Raw genomic sequence first — 19,188 nt, 5'->3', positions numbered from 1 at the left:
CTGGAATTTTAGTAAAATTTTAGAGTCCATATTATTTGTGAAGCTTTTATAAAGCAGGAATTCACAGGTAATTTTTTAAAAAAGAGGAATAACACCGTGCTAGAAGCTTACCGCCAACACGTTGAAGAACGTGCCGCACTCGGAGTCCCACCGAAGCCACTTGATGATGCTCAAACTGCTGCATTAGTTGAATTATTAAAAAATCCCCCAGCTGGTGAAGAAGCATACTTAGTTGACTTGCTTGAAAACCGTGTTCCAGCGGGTGTTGACCAAGCTGCATACGTAAAAGCTGCGTTCTTAGCTGCATTGGCAAAAGGCGAAGCGACTTCTCCACTAGTTTCTAAAGAACGTGCGGTTTACTTACTAGGCACTATGCTTGGTGGTTATAACGTTGCTCCTTTAGTTGAACTTCTAGAAGACGCAGAGCTTGGTGGTCTTGCTGCTGAAGCTTTGAAAAAAACGCTTCTTGTATTTGATGCGTTCCATGACGTAGCTGATAAAGCACGCGCAGGTAATGCAAATGCAAAAGCTGTTCTTCAATCATGGGCTGACGCTGAATGGTTCACTAACCGTGCAGACGTTCCAGAAGAAATCAAACTGACAGTTTTCAAAGTAACTGGCGAAACTAACACTGATGACTTGTCTCCAGCACAAGACGCTTGGAGCCGTCCAGACATTCCATTGCACGCAAATGCAATGCTGAAAAACGAACGTGATGGCATCAACCCAGAAGTTCCTGGTGAAGTTGGTCCATTAAACCAAATTAAAGACCTCATCGCGAAAGGCAACAAAGTTGCTTACGTAGGTGACGTTGTTGGTACAGGTTCTTCTCGTAAATCTGCAACTAACTCTGTACTTTGGTTCTTCGGTGACGAAATCGCTCACATTCCTAACAAGAAAGAAGGCGGTTACTGCTTAGGTTCTAAAATTGCTCCGATTTTCTTCAACACTATGGAAGACGCTGGTGCGTTACCAGTTGAAATTGACGTAGCAAACATGAACATGGGTGATGAAATCACTCTTAAAATCGACAAGGCTGCTGCTAAAGTAACTGCGTTCAAAGACGGCGCTCAAATCGCTGAAGCTGACCTTAAAACTCCAGTACTTCTAGACGAAGTTCGTGCGGGTGGTCGTATTAACCTGATCATTGGTCGTGGTTTGACAACTAAAGCACGTGAAGAGCTTGGTCTTGAGCCATCAACTCTGTTCCGTACTCCAGTACAACCTGCTGACACTGGCAAAGGCTTCACCCTTGCTCAGAAGATGGTTGGTCGTGCTTGTGGTCTTCCTGAAGGTCAGGGTATCCGTCCAGGTACTTACTGTGAACCACGTATGACTACAGTTGGTTCTCAAGATACAACTGGTCCTATGACTCGTGACGAATTGAAAGACTTGGCTTGCCTAGGCTTCTCTGCTGACCTGGTAATGCAATCTTTCTGTCACACAGCTGCGTATCCAAAACCAGTTGACGTTCAAATGCAACACACGCTTCCTGATTTCATCATGAACCGTGGTGGTGTTTCTCTACGTCCAGGTGACGGTATTATCCACTCTTGGTTAAACCGTATGCTTCTTCCAGATACCGTTGGTACTGGTGGTGACTCACATACTCGTTTCCCAATCGGTATTTCATTCCCAGCGGGTTCTGGTCTTGTAGCATTCGCTGCAGCAACTGGTGTTATGCCACTTGATATGCCAGAGTCTGTTCTTGTGAAGTTCAAAGGTAAAATGCAGCCTGGTATCACTCTACGTGACCTAGTACATGCAATTCCTTACGTAGCGATCCAAGAAGGTGACCTGACTGTAGAGAAGAAAGGTAAGAAAAACATCTTCTCTGGCCGTATCCTTGAGATCGACCTGACAGAAATGGAAACTGACCTGACTGTTGAGCAAGCATTCGAACTTTCTGATGCTTCTGCTGAACGTTCTGCTGCTGGTTGTGCGATCACGCTTTCTGAAGAGAAAGTTGCTGAATACCTACGTTCTAACATCACTATGCTGAAGTGGATGATTTCACAAGGCTATGGCGATGCTCGTACTATGGCGCGCCGTGTTGAGAACATGGAAAAATGGTTGGCTAATCCATCACTTCTTAAAGCTGATGCTGACGCTGAATACACTAAAGTATACGAAATCGACCTTTCTACAATTACAGAACCAGTTCTTTGCTGCCCGAACGACCCAGATGATGCGAAACTTCTTTCTGACGTTCAAGGCGTAAAAATTGATGAAGTATTCATCGGTTCTTGTATGACTAACATCGGTCACTTCCGTGCAGCTGGTAAACTTCTAGACAAAGTACCTGGTGGTTCTTTATCTACTCGTCTATGGTTGGCTCCTCCAACTCGTATGGATGAACACCAATTGATGGAAGAAGGTTTCTACAATACTTATGGTAAAGCTGGCGCTCGTACAGAAATGCCAGGCTGTTCACTGTGTATGGGTAACCAAGCACGTGTAGCTCCAAACACAACTTGTGTGTCTACATCTACTCGTAACTTCCCGAACCGTCTAGGTCAAGGTGCTAACGTTTACCTAGCATCTGCTGAGCTTGCTTCTGTTGCTGCTGTATTAGGTAAATTACCTTCTCCAGAAGAATACCAACAGTACGCTGCTCAAATCGACAGCATGTCTGCTGACATCTACCAATACTTGAACTTCGACAAGATGAGCGAGTATACAGATGCTGCGAAAGACGTAGATACTAAGAAAATTGCTGCTGCTCAATTGGCTTAATGAGCGAGGAGGAGAAAAGCCGAAAGGCTTTTCCCGAGCGCAAGAGTAAATCTATGATTTACTTTGAAAATTAGGCGATAAGTAGTTTAAGATAAGGGCTGAGGAATCAGCCCTTATTTTTTGTGTGTAGAAAAATGAAAAAATATTTAATGGTCAGAAGTCCGGAATCTTTAATCAAAGAGAATAAAATTGGGTATGGCTGGAAACAAATAAATTTCGCTAATCACGTTAATGCGGATTCTCTCATAAAAGAAATTATTCAGAAAAATGGTTCTATTGGTCGGATGACAAACCAGGTTAAAAATTACTTTAACTTAAAACAAGATGATATTGTTATTGTTCCCTTAGGGAGAAGAATTGCTATAGCAACAGTAGTAGGAGAGAAGTTTTTTGATCCACTATTCACTGGAGGTCATGGGGCTAATCAGATCAGTGTAGAGTTTTTTAAGAAAGACAATAAGGTTATTTTAATTCCAAGAGCGGCTTTAAAGCAAAATTTAGAAAGTAGATTGAAATTACGTACAACAATTGGCGACTTGTCTAGATTTTCAGATGAAATAGAGCATTTAATCCAAAATTTAAATAATTATGGTCATTTTGAAGTAAATAATAGCTTTCAGGTAAAAGCTGATTTTTATGAGCAGGAATTTAAAAAAGAATTATTAGAGGCAATTTGCAAGGGTCATACAAGACTAAAAGCTGGGGGGAGAGGTTTAGAGGAGTTGGTAAAAGAACTATTAGAAATTGAAGGATATTCAAGTGTAGATATTTTAGATAAGAAAAATGGAGAAGGAATAGCAGATGTTGATATACAAGCAACATCAGAAAATAACCCATTTTTAAAAGATATTCTTGTTCAAGTTAAGCATCATAGAGGTGAAACAAGTAAACATGCAATTGAGCAGTTAATAGCATATGAAAATGAAACTGATGCAACTACTTATAAATGGGTAATTACAACAGGCTATATTTCAGATGAGTCAAAAGAATTTGCTGAGTTAAATCAAGTCAATATTATGGAAGGTAAACAATTGGTAGATTGGATTTATGCCAATTTATCAAAATTAAAGTCATCTACAAAAGAAAATTTAGGGATCGTTGATGTACCTAAGTTAAGTTGGGTGTAAAGTAAATTGATAATCAAATCAGAAAAAAAGATTTATGTAAAAATTTTGCATAAAACTACTTATGTCAAGTATTTTAATTGTTTGCTAACTAAGCAATAAGCAGTATAAGATAAGGGATGATTTATCAGCCCTTATTTTTATCAATTTACTTATTATCTGACATAGTAGAAATAAATTAAGTATTTTAGGAGAAATTAGTTGAAAAAATTAATATCACTTTTATTGGCTGCTTGCCCAGTTTTTGCATATGCAGAATGGATAGAAATTATAGAAGATGAGGAATTTACAACATATATGGATCCAGCACGGATTACTAAAACTTATGAAACATTAGAATATGCTGATTTTTGGCTTAAGATGGTAGTTCACACGGATAAAACAAAAGATAGTTTATCTGTTGGTGATCATAGGCTTGTTAAATATAGTGTGAAATGTAAAACAAATGAGCTAGCTTTAAAAGCATATTACGCATATAAAAAAACTAAATTGATAGATCAATATGTTTTTAATGTGCCAAAATATAAGCCTGTAATACCTGATTCGAAAGGGGAAGACTTTACTAATATAGTTTGCGGTATTTTATATGGAGATTTAGCAGAAAATTAATATATTTGCAGTGCTAGTTTAAATGTTATGAGAATTTAAATATGGAAATAGGTATGTTACTCTAATATAGAGTATATAAAAGAATAAGTTTTGTGCTTGGCTGAATGAATTAAGTGTTAATAGTACTATATGATTTATTTATATTATTTTAATAACCTAATTTAGATAATAAAATACTAATTAGGCTTTTATTGAAGGTGTAAATATTTAATTTTAATTTATATTAAAAAAGTAAATCTACGAGAAATGCGAATACATTGGATTCATTTCAAATTTTATAAATCATCTCTATAAAAGAGGTGACTTTTTATGAGACTAACTTTTAGATTGCTGCTCTTAGCAATTACTCACTCCACAAGTTCAAGTGTCGAAGTTAAAAAGTATGATAAATAAAAAGAATAGTATCTTAAAACTAAAAATGTCATAACCAATATGTTAGTGTACGATCGTCAGCGTTACTACGACCGTAATGGACTCGGCTTACTTGCTTCCTATAACGAACATAGCTCACTAATTTAAGCTTGTATAAGTCCAAAAGCTTTAAAGTTGGCTCATTCTATCGTTGAATCCACGTATATATAAATAAATGAAAAGTTGAAGTAAAGACATGTCAAAACAATCCCGCTTCCTCTGTATCGGTGGCTTCCTTAACGGAACCCAAATCAAAGACCAAGGTGACAGCTTTGTCTGAGTCGAAAATGGTAAACAGGTGAATTACCATAAAAAGGAAATCTTCCATCAAGATGCTTGGGATCATGATTATTATGTTTGTGAAAGTACGACAGACCAGCAAGTACACAATTGGGTTTATGATATTCCATCGTATTAATTGAATCTATTTAGGACATAAATTAAACAATTACTAGAAACAATAACTTGCATAACATTTCTAAAATTGATTTTTTATACTGTTTTCCTAAAACTGTATGAAAATAAAGCTAATAGGGAATGTTATGAATTATGAAATCGATGCCTTTGGCACCTTGGTGATTGCAGTATTTTTTCTTTTTATTGGGCGGTATCTTGTTAGTAAAATTAGCTTCTTTAGAAACTATAACTTACCTGAGCCTGTAATCGGCGGTCTAATCGCAGCGATTACAGCTTTTATTCTCTATAAATTTTTTAATATCAGTGCCACATTTGACTCAGAAATTCAAACCATTCTGATGCTGATGTTCTTTACCTCTGTTGGTTTAAGTGCAGACTTTACCAAGCTCAAAGAAGGTGGGAAATCACTGCTGATCTTTCTGGTCTGTGTCATTCTATTTGTAGTTGTACAAAATGCGGTGGGTATGAGTTTAGCCACAGCACTTGGGCTTGATCCATTGATTGGTCTGATTGTCGGTTCTGTTACCTTAACGGGTGGACATGGTACTGCCGGTGCTTGGGGTGAAGTGCTTGAAACTCAATATGGAATACAGGGGGCAATTGTCCTCGGAATGGCAAGTGCTACTTTTGGTTTGGTTATTGGTGGGCTTGTGGGTGGTCCGGTTGCCAAATTCTTGATTAAACGAAATCAGTTGGCAGAGACAGTAGCGCAAGAGACCAATGAACAACAACTCGATACTAGCATCAACACCGCACCCTTCGAATATCCAAAGAAAACCCGGTTGATTACAGCCAGTAATGCAGTGTCGACTTTGGGGATGTTTGCACTATGTATATTTGTTGCGAATGAAATGACAGAGATCAGTCAGGGAAGATGGTTTGAACTACCGACCTTTGTCTGGGCTTTAGGGACAGGGGTGATTGTACGTAACTTCCTAGAGCATGTACTGAAAGTCGATATTTTCGACCGTGCCATTGATGTATTCGGAAATGCGTCATTATCCCTGTATTTATCTATGGCTTTACTGTCACTGCAACTCTGGTTATTGGCCGATTTGGCAGGCCCGCTCATTACCATTTTGTTTGCGCAGACAGCGGTACTGATTTTATTTACCGCAATTGTGACCTTTAGGATTATGGGAAAAAATTACGATGCAGCCGTATTGGTAGCAGGGCATTGTGGTTTTGGTATGGGAGCAACCCCGACTGCGATTGCCAATATTCAGGCAGTTACCAATAGCTATGGTCCATCGCACAAAGCCTTTTTGATCGTACCGCTGTGTGGTGCATTTTTTATTGATATTGTGAATGCTGTGGTGATTCAGAGTATCATTGCATTTTTCGGTTAAATTTTAATACGACTTCAAAATCATATAGACATTAAAAAGCCCCATGGTTAGGGGCTAGTCGTATGCACATCTGAGGTACATACTGTAAGAGGCTCATCTCATACTGAGCGTATTAAAGCACATTAACCTATCAATAGCCATTTAAATCATCTTTAGGCAGATAACTGTTGCTCAATGACTGACCATAAGTTTTGATGAGATTTCTTGAACATCAGCATGTGGCCAATCCCTTTATGACCATATTCCTGGGGTTTTAGCTCAATCATTTCTGTGGCTGCTTTTGGATATAAGCGCAGCAAGTCTTTGACATTTGCTTGAGTGGCGATTTCATCATCTGAAGCCCAGATTGAGGTAATCGGGCAGGTGATCTGAGCATGATAGTCATGTGCTGGTGCGATCTTTTTACCAATCGCATTAATTATATAACCTGGTTTACTACAAAATTCTGCCCATTCACGCGCCACATCTTTTGGCAGGTTTTCACCCATACCAATCGCTTGAGTTGGACCATAGCCTTTGGTGATACGTGCCAATGGGAAAATGATATTGAACATCACTGGCGCCAGCAATTTGGTTCTCCCTCTTAAACCTTTAACATGACCCGTCGATCCGGCAATTGCCACGACTTTTTCCACTTTGGCATAGTTTGGGACAATACCCAGAAGCTGTCCACCAGCACTATGACCGAGTAAGATGACCTTTTCTGTCTGAGTCTTAGCTAATAGCGCATCAATTGCAGCCGGAATGTCCAGTTGTCCCCATTGCACAATACTGGCTTTAGACTGCTTAACCGAACCTTTTAAAGATTCGCCGATACCTCGAAAATCAAATACCAGCACTGCATAACCCTGAGTTTGCAACCAGCAGCTAAAACTATGATAAAACTGTTTGGTAATGCCAGTCGCAGGGCAGATTAATATGGGAGATTTCTTACTTTCAGTCTCAGTGACTGGATAAAAACGTGCACTTAATTGATAGCCATCCTGGCACTTTAGAGTCAATGTTTCGAATTCAGACATGGGCTACACTATATTTTTGAATCAGAATGAATGCTTAAATTTACCTGACTTCTTCAAAGAAACTTGTTAAAACAATGACTAAAAAGTCAGTACGATGATAAAAAACGGAATGAAAATATGCAGGGAATAGAACTTGATCTGGCAGTAAAGATCGCGATTATTTTTAGTGGAATATTCTTATGGGTGGGGATGTTAACCGGGGTATGGAAATATTGGCAAATCCGTCAGTCTGTAAATTCACGGGCGCATTATTATGTGGATATTGCTCATCGCAGCAGCCTGCTTTATGCACCTGCAACATTGATTCTGGCAGTGTTGGCTTACTATTCAGCACTATCTTCGCAAGTTAATTTGGTCTGTGTATTGATCAATGTTCTCTTTTTCAGTTTCTCGATTGGTGCGTATATCTTGCATGGGTTTTTGAAAGACACGACAAATCAGTTTAAGCGACCGCATCAACTGGGGAAATTTCAGTTGCCGGGCGTACTTATGACTTTGGCAATGTTAGGTTTGATTATTGCGGAATTAGGAGGGACAAGTGTGCTTCTTTATGGGGCGGCGATCGGATTATTCTAATTTTTAATGGTTGATTTTATTTTTTGAGCCTTTTGCTCAATTCTTTTCTGCCAGATGGATGACTGGCCAGATCATCCACTGGGATATAAATTTATTAATAAATTATCGGTATTTCTGGTCGATCACAGCCCATAAGAAAAAGGCTGCTGAGACAATCAAGGCATAACCGACGTACTCAAATTTTAAATTGCCTTGAATTAAACAATGCACAATCAAGGTCAGCATAAGCGCAACCGTGGTGCTCAAGAAAGTCACCAGATTGGTATTTGCCTTAAGAGCGTCAATGAAGACTTGCTTTTTGAAATGTACTGATAACATCTCCATCCCTCCCGTTTATTTGTATTATTGAAGAGTAAATCTTATTGATTTAGTCTGAATTGAATATACAGTTGTACTTCTTAATTTCAACCTTTGCAACTATTTAAGTGAACTTTAACAGTTAAAAAAGGCCTCCTTTAGTCGTATTACTGCACTAATCAATGATTGCCTCCGAATCATCATCTTAAACATTTCAGCGAGGGCAGTCCGACTGAAGTGTCAAGCGATCATTCATTGCTACCATAGGGAAAAGCAAATTCTACGCCAAAGATTTGTAGAGATAATCTAGAAAATGTAAGTCTATGTAGAATGATGAGAGTTAGTTGGTTTAATCAGGAAACAATATGTTTAAAAAACAGTAAAATAGCGAGTTGTGTTGATCTTCTGCTAAAGAATGAAAACGGAAGTAAGAAAGAAGCTAATTAAAATAATTGATTAAAAGTTTATAAAGTATTTTAAAATTTAATTTGGCTGTGACCAAGAATAGAGGGTGTAAACAATAAATGCCGGTTTGGGTAAAACCTGACAGATATTGATCACGCTAAAACCGGATTTTGGGTAAAAATACGATTTTTATGACCTCTTAGAAAGATTAATTTCTGATGCGGTCAATCACAGCGGCAATGACAAGAACAATAAGAGATGGAATCAGCCATGCCATATTTTTTTCAGAAAGCGGTAAGTTCTGTAGCAATTCAGGTAATTCAAGGCCAGCAACTTTAAGGCCATCAAAAACACCGAAAATAAATGCAACCAGTGTAGTCGGTGCAACAACTTGAGCAGGCTTTTTAAAGAAATGACCGCAGAAGCTTAGCAGGATCACTGCAATCGCAGGCGGATAAATCGCGCTCAATACAGGCACAGAAACGGCAATTAGTTTGGTCAAACCAAGATTTGAAATCACCAGCGAGAAGCCGACCAGTACAAAGACATAGGCTTTATAAGGCAGTTTGGTAATAGAGGAGAAGTATTCAGCACATGCACAGGTTAAGCCAATCGCAGTCACCATGCAGGCAACAAAGATCATGGTGGCAAGGAAATAAGCACCCATATCACCAAAAGCATGTTGTACATAGGCATGCAGAATAATCGCACCATTCGCAGCATTAGGGGCAACATCATGACTACCTAAGCCTAGTTTAAACAGGCTGAGATACACCAGCGTCAAACCGATACCAGAAATAATCGCTGCATTGACTGCATATTTGGTAATCAGCTTGCGATCCGTTACGCCACGAGAAGTAATCGCACGCACAATCACAATACCAAAGACCAATGCACCTAAGGTATCCATGGTCAGATAACCATTAACGATGCCTTCAGTAACCGGGCTTGTAACATAGTTACCCACTGCAGCCGGTGGTTTGCCGGCAGGAATCAATACTGCAGCACCGCCTAAAATAATCAATGCGATAATTTTTACTGGAGACAGGAAGTAGCCAACCGTATCCAAAATCTTATTTGGATAAAGGGAAACCAGAGTCACTACAGCAAAATAGATCACACTATAGATCAGCAGGTTGCTAGGTGCATTGCCAAAGTATGAAGAGAAGCCGATTTCATAAGAAACGGTTGCAGTACGTGGTGTCGCAAATAAAGGCCCAACCGTCAGATAACACACGACAGTCAGTAAAAGACTGGCAGCTTTACCTAATGGAGAACTTAAGATCTGGATCGAACCTTCAACACGTGACAATGCCACGATGGTGATGACAGGTAGGCCAACTGCCGTAATCAGGAAACCTAAGGCAGCTAACCATACATGCTCACCGGCTTGTTGAGCCACAATCGGTGGAAAGATAATGTTGCCCGCACCAATGAACAGTGCAAAGGTCATAAAACCTAAGGCCACAATATCTCTTGTACGGAGACTTGTCATAGAGGGAGAATAGATAAATAAAAGAAAGCGATTTTAGTGTATATATGATGATTTTTGGAGTTTAATTTAATGCCGAAAGCCTTGATTTTACTGATCTTGACGATCGGATAATGTGAACTTTAAAAGCTTGGTAGAAATATATCTTTGATATTCAGTTGAAAAAATTATAATTTATTTTTAAATAAATAAATCATTTAGACTTTATTTCATTATATTCGGCTTATTGTTTGTATAAATAAGCAGCATTGAGATTCTCTATAGCAAGTTTTAAGAATTGTCATGCAGAGCGAACAAATGCGCATCTTGGCTGAAAAAGGACTATAATTTCCTGATTCACCTTGAGGATAGATCCATGCGAGCTCCAGCAATTACTCTGAAAACCGAACAAGATATCGAAAAATTACGTATATCTGGACGTTTGGCTGCACAGGTTTTGGAAATGATCGGGGAGCATGTCAAGCCGGGTGTTACGACTGAATATCTGGATGACATCTGTCATGATTTTATCGTCAATACGCTAAAAGTGACGCCAGCCAATATTGGTTATTATGGTTATACCAAAACCACCTGTATTTCACCGAATGAAGTGGTTTGTCATGGTATTCCATCTCCAAATACCGTATTACAAGACGGCGATATTATTAATATTGACGTTGCGATCATTAAAGACGGTTATTTTGGCGATACCAGCCGGATGTATTATGTCGGTACACCATCTCCTGAAGCCAAACGTCTGGTCGAAACTACTTATGAAGCCATGGTTGCCGGAATTCATGCCGTTAAACCGGGTGCAACCCTAGGCGATATTGGTTATGCAATTCAGTCTGTTGCACAGCGTGAAGGCTATACCATCGTGCGTGAATATTGTGGTCATGGGATTGGTAAAATTTATCACGAACAGCCAAACATTCTGCATTACGGACAACCAGGTCAGGGCATCAAACTGGTACCCGGTATGGTCTTTACCATTGAACCTATGGTCAACATGGGTAAAGCGCGTGTTAAAGAGCTGAAGGACGGCTGGACAGTGGTGACTGCAGATAAATCCTGGTCAGCTCAATGGGAACACATGGTAGTTGTAACCGACACAGGTTTTGAGCTGTTATCACCATGGCCAGAAGGTACAGGCGAGTATCCGGAAATTTAAATTATTTTTCATGTTATGCATTGAAATACAGTAGCTTACATAAATTACAGCTTGCTTGCTATTAGTGACGAAAGCTTACAAAACACTACATGAAGAAGTGGTTTAACCAGCCAAATCCTCTTAATCTATTTATAGTTAGTTGATATCTATTTATAGTTAGTTGATGTTTGCTTTGTTAGATTTCTGATTGCTGTATATTAGAGTAGATTAGATTTGGCTTGGCGGTAGTAGTTTCCTTTCGTTCACTTCATGCTGTAGTGAATCGTTTTTATTAGCTCATTTTTCCCCAAGAATGAGCTATTTTTTTTGCCTGAAATATTCCTTTTATACAAGATGCAGGTGTTCAACCAGATAATCAATAAATACCCGTACAGCTGGTAACAGACCACGACGGGAAGGATAAACCAGATGAAAAATGCCATGAGCAGTTTTCCAGTCTGAAAGTACCCGAACCAGTTCGCCACGTTCTACATATTGCTGCACGACATTATCGGGCAGTAATGTAATACCACAGCCTGAAGCTGCCAGCTGTGCCAGCATATTCAGGTCTGATCCCATTACGGTGGGGCTGATCCGGATTTTCTTCTGTTGCTGTTGCTCATTCTGCAATACCAGGAACTGTTCAGTATGTTCCTCAGCCATGCTTAAAATTTTATGTTCAGAGAGTTGTTCAGGCGTTTTCAGATCGCCAAATTCGTTTAAATAGCCCTGACTGGCAAACAGATGCTGTTCAATTTTTTCAAACTGACGAATCACTAGATTTGGATCGTCATCCAGGCTAGAGCGCACGCGTAAAGCCAGATCAAAACCTTCATTAATAATGTCCACACGTCGATTAGTGATCATCATCTGGACTTTAATTTCAGGATATTTTTTCAGGAAATCCGGCAGGATTTTTGCCATTTCATTCTGGGCAATGGAGACGGGCAGGCTCACTTTAATGGTGCCACGCGGTTCAGTACTGAGATGATCCACCAGATCATGGGCGGCCTGTGCTGCACTGAGCATCACTTGTGCATGTCGATAGATATTCATTCCAATATCGGTGACTGCAAAATGACGAGAACTACGTTGAATCAGGCGGACGCCAAGTCGTTCTTCTAGATTATAAACGCGGCGGCTGAGCTTGGATTTGGGAATATCGGTGGCACGTTCGGCTGCACTAAAGCCGCCATGTTCCACGACCTGCGCAAAACAGTAAAAATCATCCAGATCAGTCAGCATCGTTTAATTCCATTCCTGCAACAATAGGCTGATTAAAAAATGATTGTTGCATACTGTCAACTATAGAATACGAATTTTGAATGATGACTAGATCTCGGACTCAAGTAGTTTAAGTAAGGTTTTCATGCCTTCTGTGGCCGTCTGGGAAATCTTGTGAAACTGAACTGGTAAATGCTGTTGATCTGCTTTGGGATCAATATAGTAAGCTGTACAGTGAGCTGGAATTTCATGGATTAAGCCAGCAACTGGATATACTTGCAGACTGGTTCCAATGACCACAAAAATATCAGCATCCTGTACACAATCTTGGGCTTCTTCATAAGCCGGAACTGCTTCGCCAAACCAGACCACATGTGGACGTAGTGGATAGCCTTCCTTACAGAAGTGTTTAGTTAAATCTAATTCAGTCCCTTCAATCGGATAAAACTCGGTGGTGTACTGGCAATTCGGGCCTGAGGTTTTGGCTAGGCGGATATTGCCATGCAGGTGAATGACCTTGGAACTTCCGGCACGTTCATGCAGATCATCAATATTTTGAGTAATCACATGGACATCAAAATCATCTTCGCGTTCGGCAATGAGTTGATGAGCTGCATTTGGTTGTGCTTCCAGAATATTTTTACGTCGAGCATTATAAAAGCGTTGCACCAGTTCCGGATTTTTAGCCCAAGCCTCCGGTGTGGCCACTTCTTCTATACGATACTGTTCCCAAAGCCCATCACTATCACGAAAGGTGTTGATCCCACTTTCCGCACTCATACCAGCACCTGAAAACACCACCAGTTTTTTCATGATTTCTTCTCCTGAGTCTTTAGGCCGCTGAAGAGCTGGACTGTAAATTTTCTTTCAGAAAGATGCCGAGCTCCCTGGCAAATTTGAGGGGCTCGGTCAGTAAAGGGGTATGGCCAGATTTTGTGAAAAGTACCTGTTTAGCCTGAGGCAGGCTTTGGGCAATCAGGCGCTGACCTTCAACAGGATAGAGTTTAGACTGCACACCGCTAAAGAAAGTCACCGGACAAGTAAGCTTCGCCAGAGCTTCACGATAATCTTCCTGATGATATAAATAATTATTGATATACCACATCATATAGTCTACCCGGCTGGAAGGCAGGAGCAGGCTTTGCAGACGAGGTTGATTCAGGATGAACTTAAACACTTTTAAACTGGCAGGACGATCATTTTGTAGCTGGATAAAGCGCAGCCATAATGCTGCAATTTGCTGACGTACTGAATTATCCAGATCCCGAATGAATTCAATCTGCCGATGTTCTGCAAGTAATGTTGAAAGCTGCTGCAAAATTTCAATAAATTCCTGATGGCGTGGACCAAAAAGTCCAAATACCCAGGCATCATCGACCGAAATCTTCGGTGTTTGATCAATATGCAAATAAGCTGCTATATGTTTGGCAAAATCCCCATAGCACAAGCCATGCATGGTGGTGGTTGCGCCCATAGAGTAAGCAATCACAATAAATTGATCTAAATTGAGCTGCTGGATCACCGACTGAACATCAAGCCAATGACTGGAAATTGCATCCAGGTCTTGCGGGATTTTGCAGTGACTAGACGCTCCAAAACCACGCCATTCAGGAATAATAAAGCGGAAATTTTTCTGATGTGGATAGAGAAAAGCTGCCCATTGCCAGCTCAACATGCCCAGACCTGATAGGACCAGTACCGGTTGACCCTGACCGTATTCACGTACAAATAACTGTTCGCCATCTGGCATGGTATAGAAGGGCATGCATATCTCCGTATTTATAATTTTTTTACATCGAATTGTTTAAGTCTGGGAATAACCTGTTCCAGCCAGGCAATCCAGCCCAGTTCCTGATCAATACCCAGTTGCAGAATCATTTTATGAATATACAGGGTTCGGTCATTTTCGTCAGCTTGAGCAAAGTCTTTGGCGAAAATCTGCAGATAGGTTTTAAGTTTCTCTTTATGTATTTCTAGATGACGTTCCAGTTCAGGTAAGGTGCTGTTGCCGCCAAGCTGGGCTTCTGCACGCAGACGAACCATCAGTTCTTCACGAAGCTGTGCAGGTGAACTATGTTCTAACATCCAGTTAGCCAGTTCTTCACGGCCGAGCCGTTCTACTTGATAGGTTTTTTTACGGCTATGAGAATCTTCCTCTTCTATGGTCGAAATCCAGCCTTTTTGCAGCATGGCATTCAGTTCACGATAGATCTGCTGATGGGTGGCATTCCAGAAGAAGCCCATGGAGCGGTCAAAACGGCGCGCCAGTTCAATGCCGGTGCTCGGTTTCTCAATCAGGCTGGTGAGTAAAACATGTGATAAAGACATAAACGTCTCAAAAAAGTGACTCGGGATTATTATGCAACATGTTGCATAAAAATCAATTCTGCACTATAAATTAGTGCAACAAGTTGCATAAGGCTGCTGCTTGATGGAAATAAATCAGTCAGCCTGAATAAAAATAGCCAGCACATCTGCACGCTAGGGAGTTGAAATGTCTAAATATCCGAATTTACTTGCCCCACTGGATCTGGGTTTTACCACGCTTAAAAACCGTGTCTTGATGGGCTCCATGCATGTGGGCTTAGAAGAAGCACCGGGTGGTTATAATCGGATGGCTGCCTTTTATGCAGAACGTGCCAAGGGTGGTGTGGCTTTAATCGTCACGGGTGGTATCTCACCGAATGATCATGGCGTCACTTTTCAGGGTGGTTCCAAACTCGACACCATTGAAGAAGCTGAAAAGCATAAAGTGATTACCCAAGCTGTACATGAAGCTGGCGGGAAAATTGCCATGCAGATTCTGCATACCGGCCGTTATTCTTATCAGGCAGAAAATGTTGCGCCGTCTCCAATTCAGGCACCGATTAATCCAGTCAAACCGCATGCCTTAAGCTCGGCTGAAGTGCAGCAGACCATCGATGATTTTGCCAACTGTGCCAGACTGGCTCAATACGCTGGTTATGACGGTGTCGAAATCATGGGCTCAGAAGGTTACCTGATCAATGAGTTCATCGCAGCACGTACCAATCATCGTGATGATGAATGGGGTGGCAGCTATGAAAACCGTATCCGTTTCCCGATTGAAATTGTACGCCGTACCCGTGAAATGGTCGGTGAAAACTTTATTATTATTTATCGTCTTTCGATGCTGGATCTGGTTGAAGGTGGCTCAACTCTAGAAGAAGTAATCCAGCTGGCCAAGGCCATTGAGAAAGCGGGCGCGACAATTATCAATACCGGCATTGGCTGGCATGAAGCGCGTATTCCGACCATTGCCACCAAAGTACCACGTGCGGCCTTTACTTGGGTTACGCGCAAGCTAAAAGGTCAGGTGAATATTCCTCTTATTACGTCTAACCGTATTAATACCCCGGAAATGGCAGAATATGTCCTGGCTACAGGCGATGCCGATATGGTGTCAATGGCACGTCCAATGCTGGCAGACTCTGAGTTTGTCTTAAAAGCAGAACAGGGCCGTAGTGATGAAATCAATACCTGTATCGGTTGTAATCAGGCCTGTCTGGATCATATTTTCTCGATGAAAATTGCCACCTGTCTGGTGAATCCACGCGCGTGTTATGAAACTGAACTGATTTTTAAGGAAACCAGTGTTGCCAAAAATATTGCAGTGATCGGTGCAGGGCCGGCAGGTTTAAGCTTTGCTATCTATGCAGCAGGTCGTGGTCATCATGTCACTGTATTTGAAGCTTCGGCGCAGATTGGTGGGCAATTTAATATTGCGAAGACCATTCCAGGTAAGGAAGAGTTTTATGAAACTTTGCGTTATTTCAAACGTCAGATTGAATTGCAACCACGTATTCAATTGAAATTAAATTGTACCGCCACCTTTGATCAGCTGGTTTCAGCTGAATTTGATGACATCGTGGTTGCCACTGGGGTGACACCGCGTCAGCTCGATATCCCTGGAATTGATCATCCTAAAGTGTTGTCTTATTTGGAGGTACTAAGAGAGCGTAAACCAGTCGGTCAGCGTGTGGCGATTATTGGTGCAGGGGGTATTGGCTTTGATACAGCCGAACTACTCAGTCATGGAACTGAAAGTGGTAGTGTCAATCCGGAAAAATTCTATGATGAATGGGGAATCGACACTAACTATGAAAATGTCGGTGGACTCAAGACAGCCAATGTAGAACAACCTGAACGTGAAATTTATTTATTGCAGCGTAAAGCAGCTTCTGTTGGCTCAAGTCTGGGTAAAACCACAGGCTGGATTCACCGTACTGGCTTAAAACATCGTAATGTCAAAATGATTGCCGGTGCAAGCTATGAAAAAATTGATAATCAGGGCCTGCATGTGATGGTAAATGACCAACCTGCAGTGTTAGACGTAGATAATGTCATTATCTGTGCCGGTCAGGAATCTTATACTGCCATGTTTGATGAACTGAAAGCTGCCGGTAAAAACGTGCATCTCATTGGTGGTGCGAAAGAAGCAGGTGAGCTGGATGCGAAACGTGCGATCCGTCAGGGTGCTGAATTGGCTGCGGTGATTTAATTGATAAAACTTAAAAGATGACAGTTTTTGCTTTCATGCGAAATTGTCATGAAAGAAAGTTGATTAGCAACGTTCCCTCTCCTTTGTTAAAGGAGGGGGTTAGGGAGAGGATTCTATTCTGAAACACCAGAATCCCCCTAACCCTCTTTCTTGCGCTTCGACTTAAAGCAGTGCTTAAGTCTCGCTCAGGGGGAATTTCATTATTAAAACGAAGAAAGCGTATAGATAGAACTTTAAAAATAAAAGGAATCTAAAATGACAATTGAAACAACAAAACAGGCCATTACACGCTGGCATGAAATGTTAGAAACACGTGACATGTCCATATTGAATGAACTCCTCGCGGATAATGTCGTATTCCGCTCGCCCGTGGCTTTTCAGCCTTATCCCGGGAAACAGGTTGTATTTTTTATCTTGACCAATGTGATTCAGGTCTTTGAAAACTTTACTTATCACCGCGAATTTCTTAGTGAAGATGGTAACAATGTTGTACTTGAGTTCTCAGCCAATGTCGGCGATAAGAAACTTAAGGGAATCGACATGATTCAGTTCAATGATGAAGGTCAGATCATTGATTTTGAAGTAATGATACGACCGAAATCTGGACTTGAAGCCTTAGCTATAGAAATGGGCCAGCGGATTCAGGCTTATCAGGCTAATACTTAATTTCCTAAAATTGATTCAAGTCGGCATGAAGTTTGTACATCACTGATAGAAAACTAGAGGGGAATACAGATGAAAATGTGGCTTAAAAAAATGAGTCAACTTTCAAGTGAATATCTGGACCGCTTTAGCGGAGCAGATCTTCCAACACTTTATTATAATCCGAATGGTTTATTTTCTGGTGTGATTGAACGTTTACCACTTTTAAAACAGAAATATCGTCCAACACCGTGGTTATCGAATGCGCATGCGCACATTCTATATCTGGACTTGATAAAAAAACGCACGATTAAGCTGCAATATGATGTGCTTGAGCAGCTGAATATGTCCGATGGCGGCATTACTGGCATTGCCTGGTATGGTTTAGATTTACCGCCAAGTACACCTACTATTGTGCTATTACATACCATTACCGGTTCTCCAGAATCCATGCGGGAGCTGGTACGTGATCTGCATAAATATACAGGCTGGCGTGTTGCCCTGTGTTTGCGCCGTGGTCATGCTGACCTGCCAATGCCTGTACCAAAAATGAATCTGTTTGGCTCTACTCAGGACTTGCGTGAACAGCTGCTCTATATTCAGGACAAGTTTCCTCAGTCCGATCTCTATGGTGTGGGTTCCTCTGCGGGGACAGGACTGTTGGTTCGCTACTTGGGTGAAGAGGGCGAGCAAACCCCGCTCAAAGCAGCCTTTGCTTTATGCCCAGGCTATAACACTGAAACCGGTTTTGCCTATGTACATCCGTTTTATAGCAAAGTCATGGCTAAAAAACTGATCAAACGTTTTATCCATCCTTATCAGGAAACCTGGCAGATTTATCCTTCATGGAAGCAATTGCTTGAGGTGAAAGACTTGTCTGAATTTGAACAACACTACTATGAGCTGGCAGGCTTTTCAGACTATGAAAGCTATACAAAAGCCACCAATCCAATTTATGTCTTTGAAAATGTCAAAATTCCATTGATGATTTTGAACTCGGAAGATGACCCGGTCTGTCATATCCAGAATCTGGAACCGTATAAGGATACCATTCGAGCTATGCCGAATATTGTGGTCGTCACCACTAAAAAAGGCAGCCACTGTGGCTTTTATCAGGGCTTAATGCAGACAGAATCATGGGCCACTCGTCTGATGGCAGATTATTTACTGCAACTTTCCAATACTCCGACAGCAGCTTGAAAGAGATTTTTAAACCATAAAAAACCCAGCATAAGCTGG

General features: G+C 41.0%; 16 protein-coding genes and 1 pseudogene. 10 read left to right on the top strand and 7 right to left on the bottom strand.

Translation table 11 applies throughout. The features are described from left to right. Positions 1–96: 96 nt before the first annotated feature. The 5 genes and pseudogenes from AC4MBN_RS08160 to gltS all read left to right on the top strand — a co-directional run bounded on the left by AC4MBN_RS08160 (position 97) and on the right by gltS (position 6,646). Positions 97–2,736, top strand: a complete 2,640-nt coding sequence (locus AC4MBN_RS08160) for a bifunctional aconitate hydratase 2/2-methylisocitrate dehydratase (protein ID WP_419364810.1) — start codon at positions 97–99, stop codon at positions 2,734–2,736. 134 nt (positions 2,737–2,870) lie between these two features. Beyond that, positions 2,871–3,863, top strand: coding sequence for a restriction endonuclease (locus tag AC4MBN_RS08155; protein ID WP_419364808.1), 993 nt, complete (start codon positions 2,871–2,873; stop codon positions 3,861–3,863). A gap of 198 nt (positions 3,864–4,061) precedes the next feature. After that, positions 4,062–4,469, top strand: coding sequence for a surface-adhesin E family protein (locus AC4MBN_RS08150; protein WP_491880113.1), 408 nt, complete (start codon positions 4,062–4,064; stop codon positions 4,467–4,469). Between the two features lie 607 nt (positions 4,470–5,076). Beyond that, a pseudogene (locus tag AC4MBN_RS08145) lies at positions 5,077–5,298 on the top strand (hypothetical protein). Between the two features lie 124 nt (positions 5,299–5,422). Further along, the gene (gltS, locus tag AC4MBN_RS08140) at positions 5,423–6,646 is read left to right on the top strand and encodes a sodium/glutamate symporter (RefSeq protein WP_016659076.1); all 1,224 of its coding nucleotides are present in this window, start codon (positions 5,423–5,425) and stop codon (positions 6,644–6,646) included. 152 nt (positions 6,647–6,798) lie between these two features. Here gltS and AC4MBN_RS08135 read toward each other — a convergent pair whose 3' ends face one another. Further along, entirely contained in the window at positions 6,799–7,665 is an 867-nt protein-coding gene (locus AC4MBN_RS08135; protein ID WP_491880112.1) for an alpha/beta hydrolase family protein, read from the bottom strand. Positions 7,666–7,782: 117 nt separating this feature from the next. Here AC4MBN_RS08135 and AC4MBN_RS08130 point away from each other — a divergent pair, with 117 nt between their 5' ends. Continuing rightward, positions 7,783–8,241 carry a hypothetical protein gene (locus AC4MBN_RS08130; RefSeq protein WP_419364803.1) on the top strand — a complete coding sequence of 153 codons (459 nt, stop codon included), beginning with the start codon at positions 7,783–7,785 and terminating at the stop codon, positions 8,239–8,241. Positions 8,242–8,343: 102 nt separating this feature from the next. On the opposite strand, the gene AC4MBN_RS08125 is transcribed toward AC4MBN_RS08130, so the two are convergent. Beyond that, positions 8,344–8,559 (bottom strand): hypothetical protein, encoded by a 216-nt coding sequence (locus AC4MBN_RS08125; protein WP_004783783.1) that lies wholly within the window; start codon positions 8,557–8,559, stop codon positions 8,344–8,346. A 592-nt stretch (positions 8,560–9,151) separates the two neighbouring features. After that, positions 9,152–10,438, bottom strand: coding sequence for a branched-chain amino acid transport system II carrier protein (gene brnQ / locus AC4MBN_RS08120; protein ID WP_491880111.1), 1,287 nt, complete (start codon positions 10,436–10,438; stop codon positions 9,152–9,154). 352 nt (positions 10,439–10,790) lie between these two features. Here brnQ and map point away from each other — a divergent pair, with 352 nt between their 5' ends. Further along, complete coding sequence (gene map, locus AC4MBN_RS08115) at positions 10,791–11,585, top strand: type I methionyl aminopeptidase (protein ID WP_004783779.1); 795 nt, start codon at positions 10,791–10,793, stop codon at positions 11,583–11,585. A gap of 324 nt (positions 11,586–11,909) precedes the next feature. On the opposite strand, the gene AC4MBN_RS08110 is transcribed toward map, so the two are convergent. The 4 genes from AC4MBN_RS08110 to AC4MBN_RS08095 form a co-directional block, all read right to left on the bottom strand. Beyond that, positions 11,910–12,809, bottom strand: coding sequence for a LysR substrate-binding domain-containing protein (locus tag AC4MBN_RS08110; RefSeq protein ID WP_419364800.1), 900 nt, complete (start codon positions 12,807–12,809; stop codon positions 11,910–11,912). A gap of 87 nt (positions 12,810–12,896) precedes the next feature. Then, positions 12,897–13,601: an SIR2 family NAD-dependent protein deacylase gene (locus AC4MBN_RS08105; RefSeq protein WP_419364799.1), complete on the bottom strand. Its 705-nt coding sequence runs from the start codon at positions 13,599–13,601 to the stop codon at positions 12,897–12,899. A gap of 19 nt (positions 13,602–13,620) precedes the next feature. After that, positions 13,621–14,553: an alpha/beta fold hydrolase gene (locus tag AC4MBN_RS08100; protein ID WP_419364797.1), complete on the bottom strand. Its 933-nt coding sequence runs from the start codon at positions 14,551–14,553 to the stop codon at positions 13,621–13,623. 14 nt (positions 14,554–14,567) lie between these two features. After that, a complete protein-coding gene (locus AC4MBN_RS08095; RefSeq protein WP_419364795.1) occupies positions 14,568–15,116 on the bottom strand; it encodes a PadR family transcriptional regulator in 549 nt (182 codons plus the stop codon). Positions 15,117–15,282: 166 nt separating this feature from the next. Between AC4MBN_RS08095 and AC4MBN_RS08090 the strand changes: the two genes are divergently transcribed. The 3 genes from AC4MBN_RS08090 (at position 15,283) to AC4MBN_RS08080 (ending at position 19,149) form a co-directional block, all read left to right on the top strand. Continuing rightward, positions 15,283–17,307: an oxidoreductase gene (locus AC4MBN_RS08090; RefSeq protein WP_419364793.1), complete on the top strand. Its 2,025-nt coding sequence runs from the start codon at positions 15,283–15,285 to the stop codon at positions 17,305–17,307. A gap of 255 nt (positions 17,308–17,562) precedes the next feature. Beyond that, complete coding sequence (locus AC4MBN_RS08085) at positions 17,563–17,973, top strand: nuclear transport factor 2 family protein (protein ID WP_312308569.1); 411 nt, start codon at positions 17,563–17,565, stop codon at positions 17,971–17,973. Positions 17,974–18,042: 69 nt separating this feature from the next. Further along, positions 18,043–19,149 carry a YheT family hydrolase gene (locus tag AC4MBN_RS08080; RefSeq protein WP_491880110.1) on the top strand — a complete coding sequence of 369 codons (1,107 nt, stop codon included), beginning with the start codon at positions 18,043–18,045 and terminating at the stop codon, positions 19,147–19,149. Positions 19,150–19,188 lie beyond the last annotated feature (39 nt).

It is taken from the genome of Acinetobacter sp. CAU_H_60, from assembly GCF_058599385.1.
The sequence above is the reverse complement of the archived record's forward strand: the minus strand, read 5'-3'. Positions and strand labels throughout refer to the sequence as shown.

What these genes read in the sequence shown, in the direction of transcription:
- gltS (WP_016659076.1), top strand. Translation starts at nt 5,423, where the DNA reads ATGAATTATGAAATCGATGCCTTTGGCACCTTGGTGATTGCAGTATTT.
- map (WP_004783779.1), top strand. Translation starts at nt 10,791, where the DNA reads ATGCGAGCTCCAGCAATTACTCTGAAAACCGAACAAGATATCGAAAAA.
- AC4MBN_RS08085 (WP_312308569.1), top strand. Translation starts at nt 17,563, where the DNA reads ATGACAATTGAAACAACAAAACAGGCCATTACACGCTGGCATGAAATG.
- AC4MBN_RS08155 (WP_419364808.1), top strand. Translation starts at nt 2,871, where the DNA reads ATGAAAAAATATTTAATGGTCAGAAGTCCGGAATCTTTAATCAAAGAG.
- AC4MBN_RS08130 (WP_419364803.1), top strand. Translation starts at nt 7,783, where the DNA reads ATGCAGGGAATAGAACTTGATCTGGCAGTAAAGATCGCGATTATTTTT.
- AC4MBN_RS08125 (WP_004783783.1), bottom strand. Translation starts at nt 8,559, where the DNA reads ATGTTATCAGTACATTTCAAAAAGCAAGTCTTCATTGACGCTCTTAAG.
- AC4MBN_RS08080 (WP_491880110.1), top strand. Translation starts at nt 18,043, where the DNA reads ATGAAAATGTGGCTTAAAAAAATGAGTCAACTTTCAAGTGAATATCTG.
- AC4MBN_RS08110 (WP_419364800.1), bottom strand. Translation starts at nt 12,809, where the DNA reads ATGCTGACTGATCTGGATGATTTTTACTGTTTTGCGCAGGTCGTGGAA.
- brnQ (WP_491880111.1), bottom strand. Translation starts at nt 10,438, where the DNA reads ATGACAAGTCTCCGTACAAGAGATATTGTGGCCTTAGGTTTTATGACC.
- AC4MBN_RS08090 (WP_419364793.1), top strand. Translation starts at nt 15,283, where the DNA reads ATGTCTAAATATCCGAATTTACTTGCCCCACTGGATCTGGGTTTTACC.
- AC4MBN_RS08105 (WP_419364799.1), bottom strand. Translation starts at nt 13,601, where the DNA reads ATGAAAAAACTGGTGGTGTTTTCAGGTGCTGGTATGAGTGCGGAAAGT.
- AC4MBN_RS08095 (WP_419364795.1), bottom strand. Translation starts at nt 15,116, where the DNA reads ATGTCTTTATCACATGTTTTACTCACCAGCCTGATTGAGAAACCGAGC.
- AC4MBN_RS08100 (WP_419364797.1), bottom strand. Translation starts at nt 14,553, where the DNA reads ATGCCCTTCTATACCATGCCAGATGGCGAACAGTTATTTGTACGTGAA.
- AC4MBN_RS08135 (WP_491880112.1), bottom strand. Translation starts at nt 7,665, where the DNA reads ATGTCTGAATTCGAAACATTGACTCTAAAGTGCCAGGATGGCTATCAA.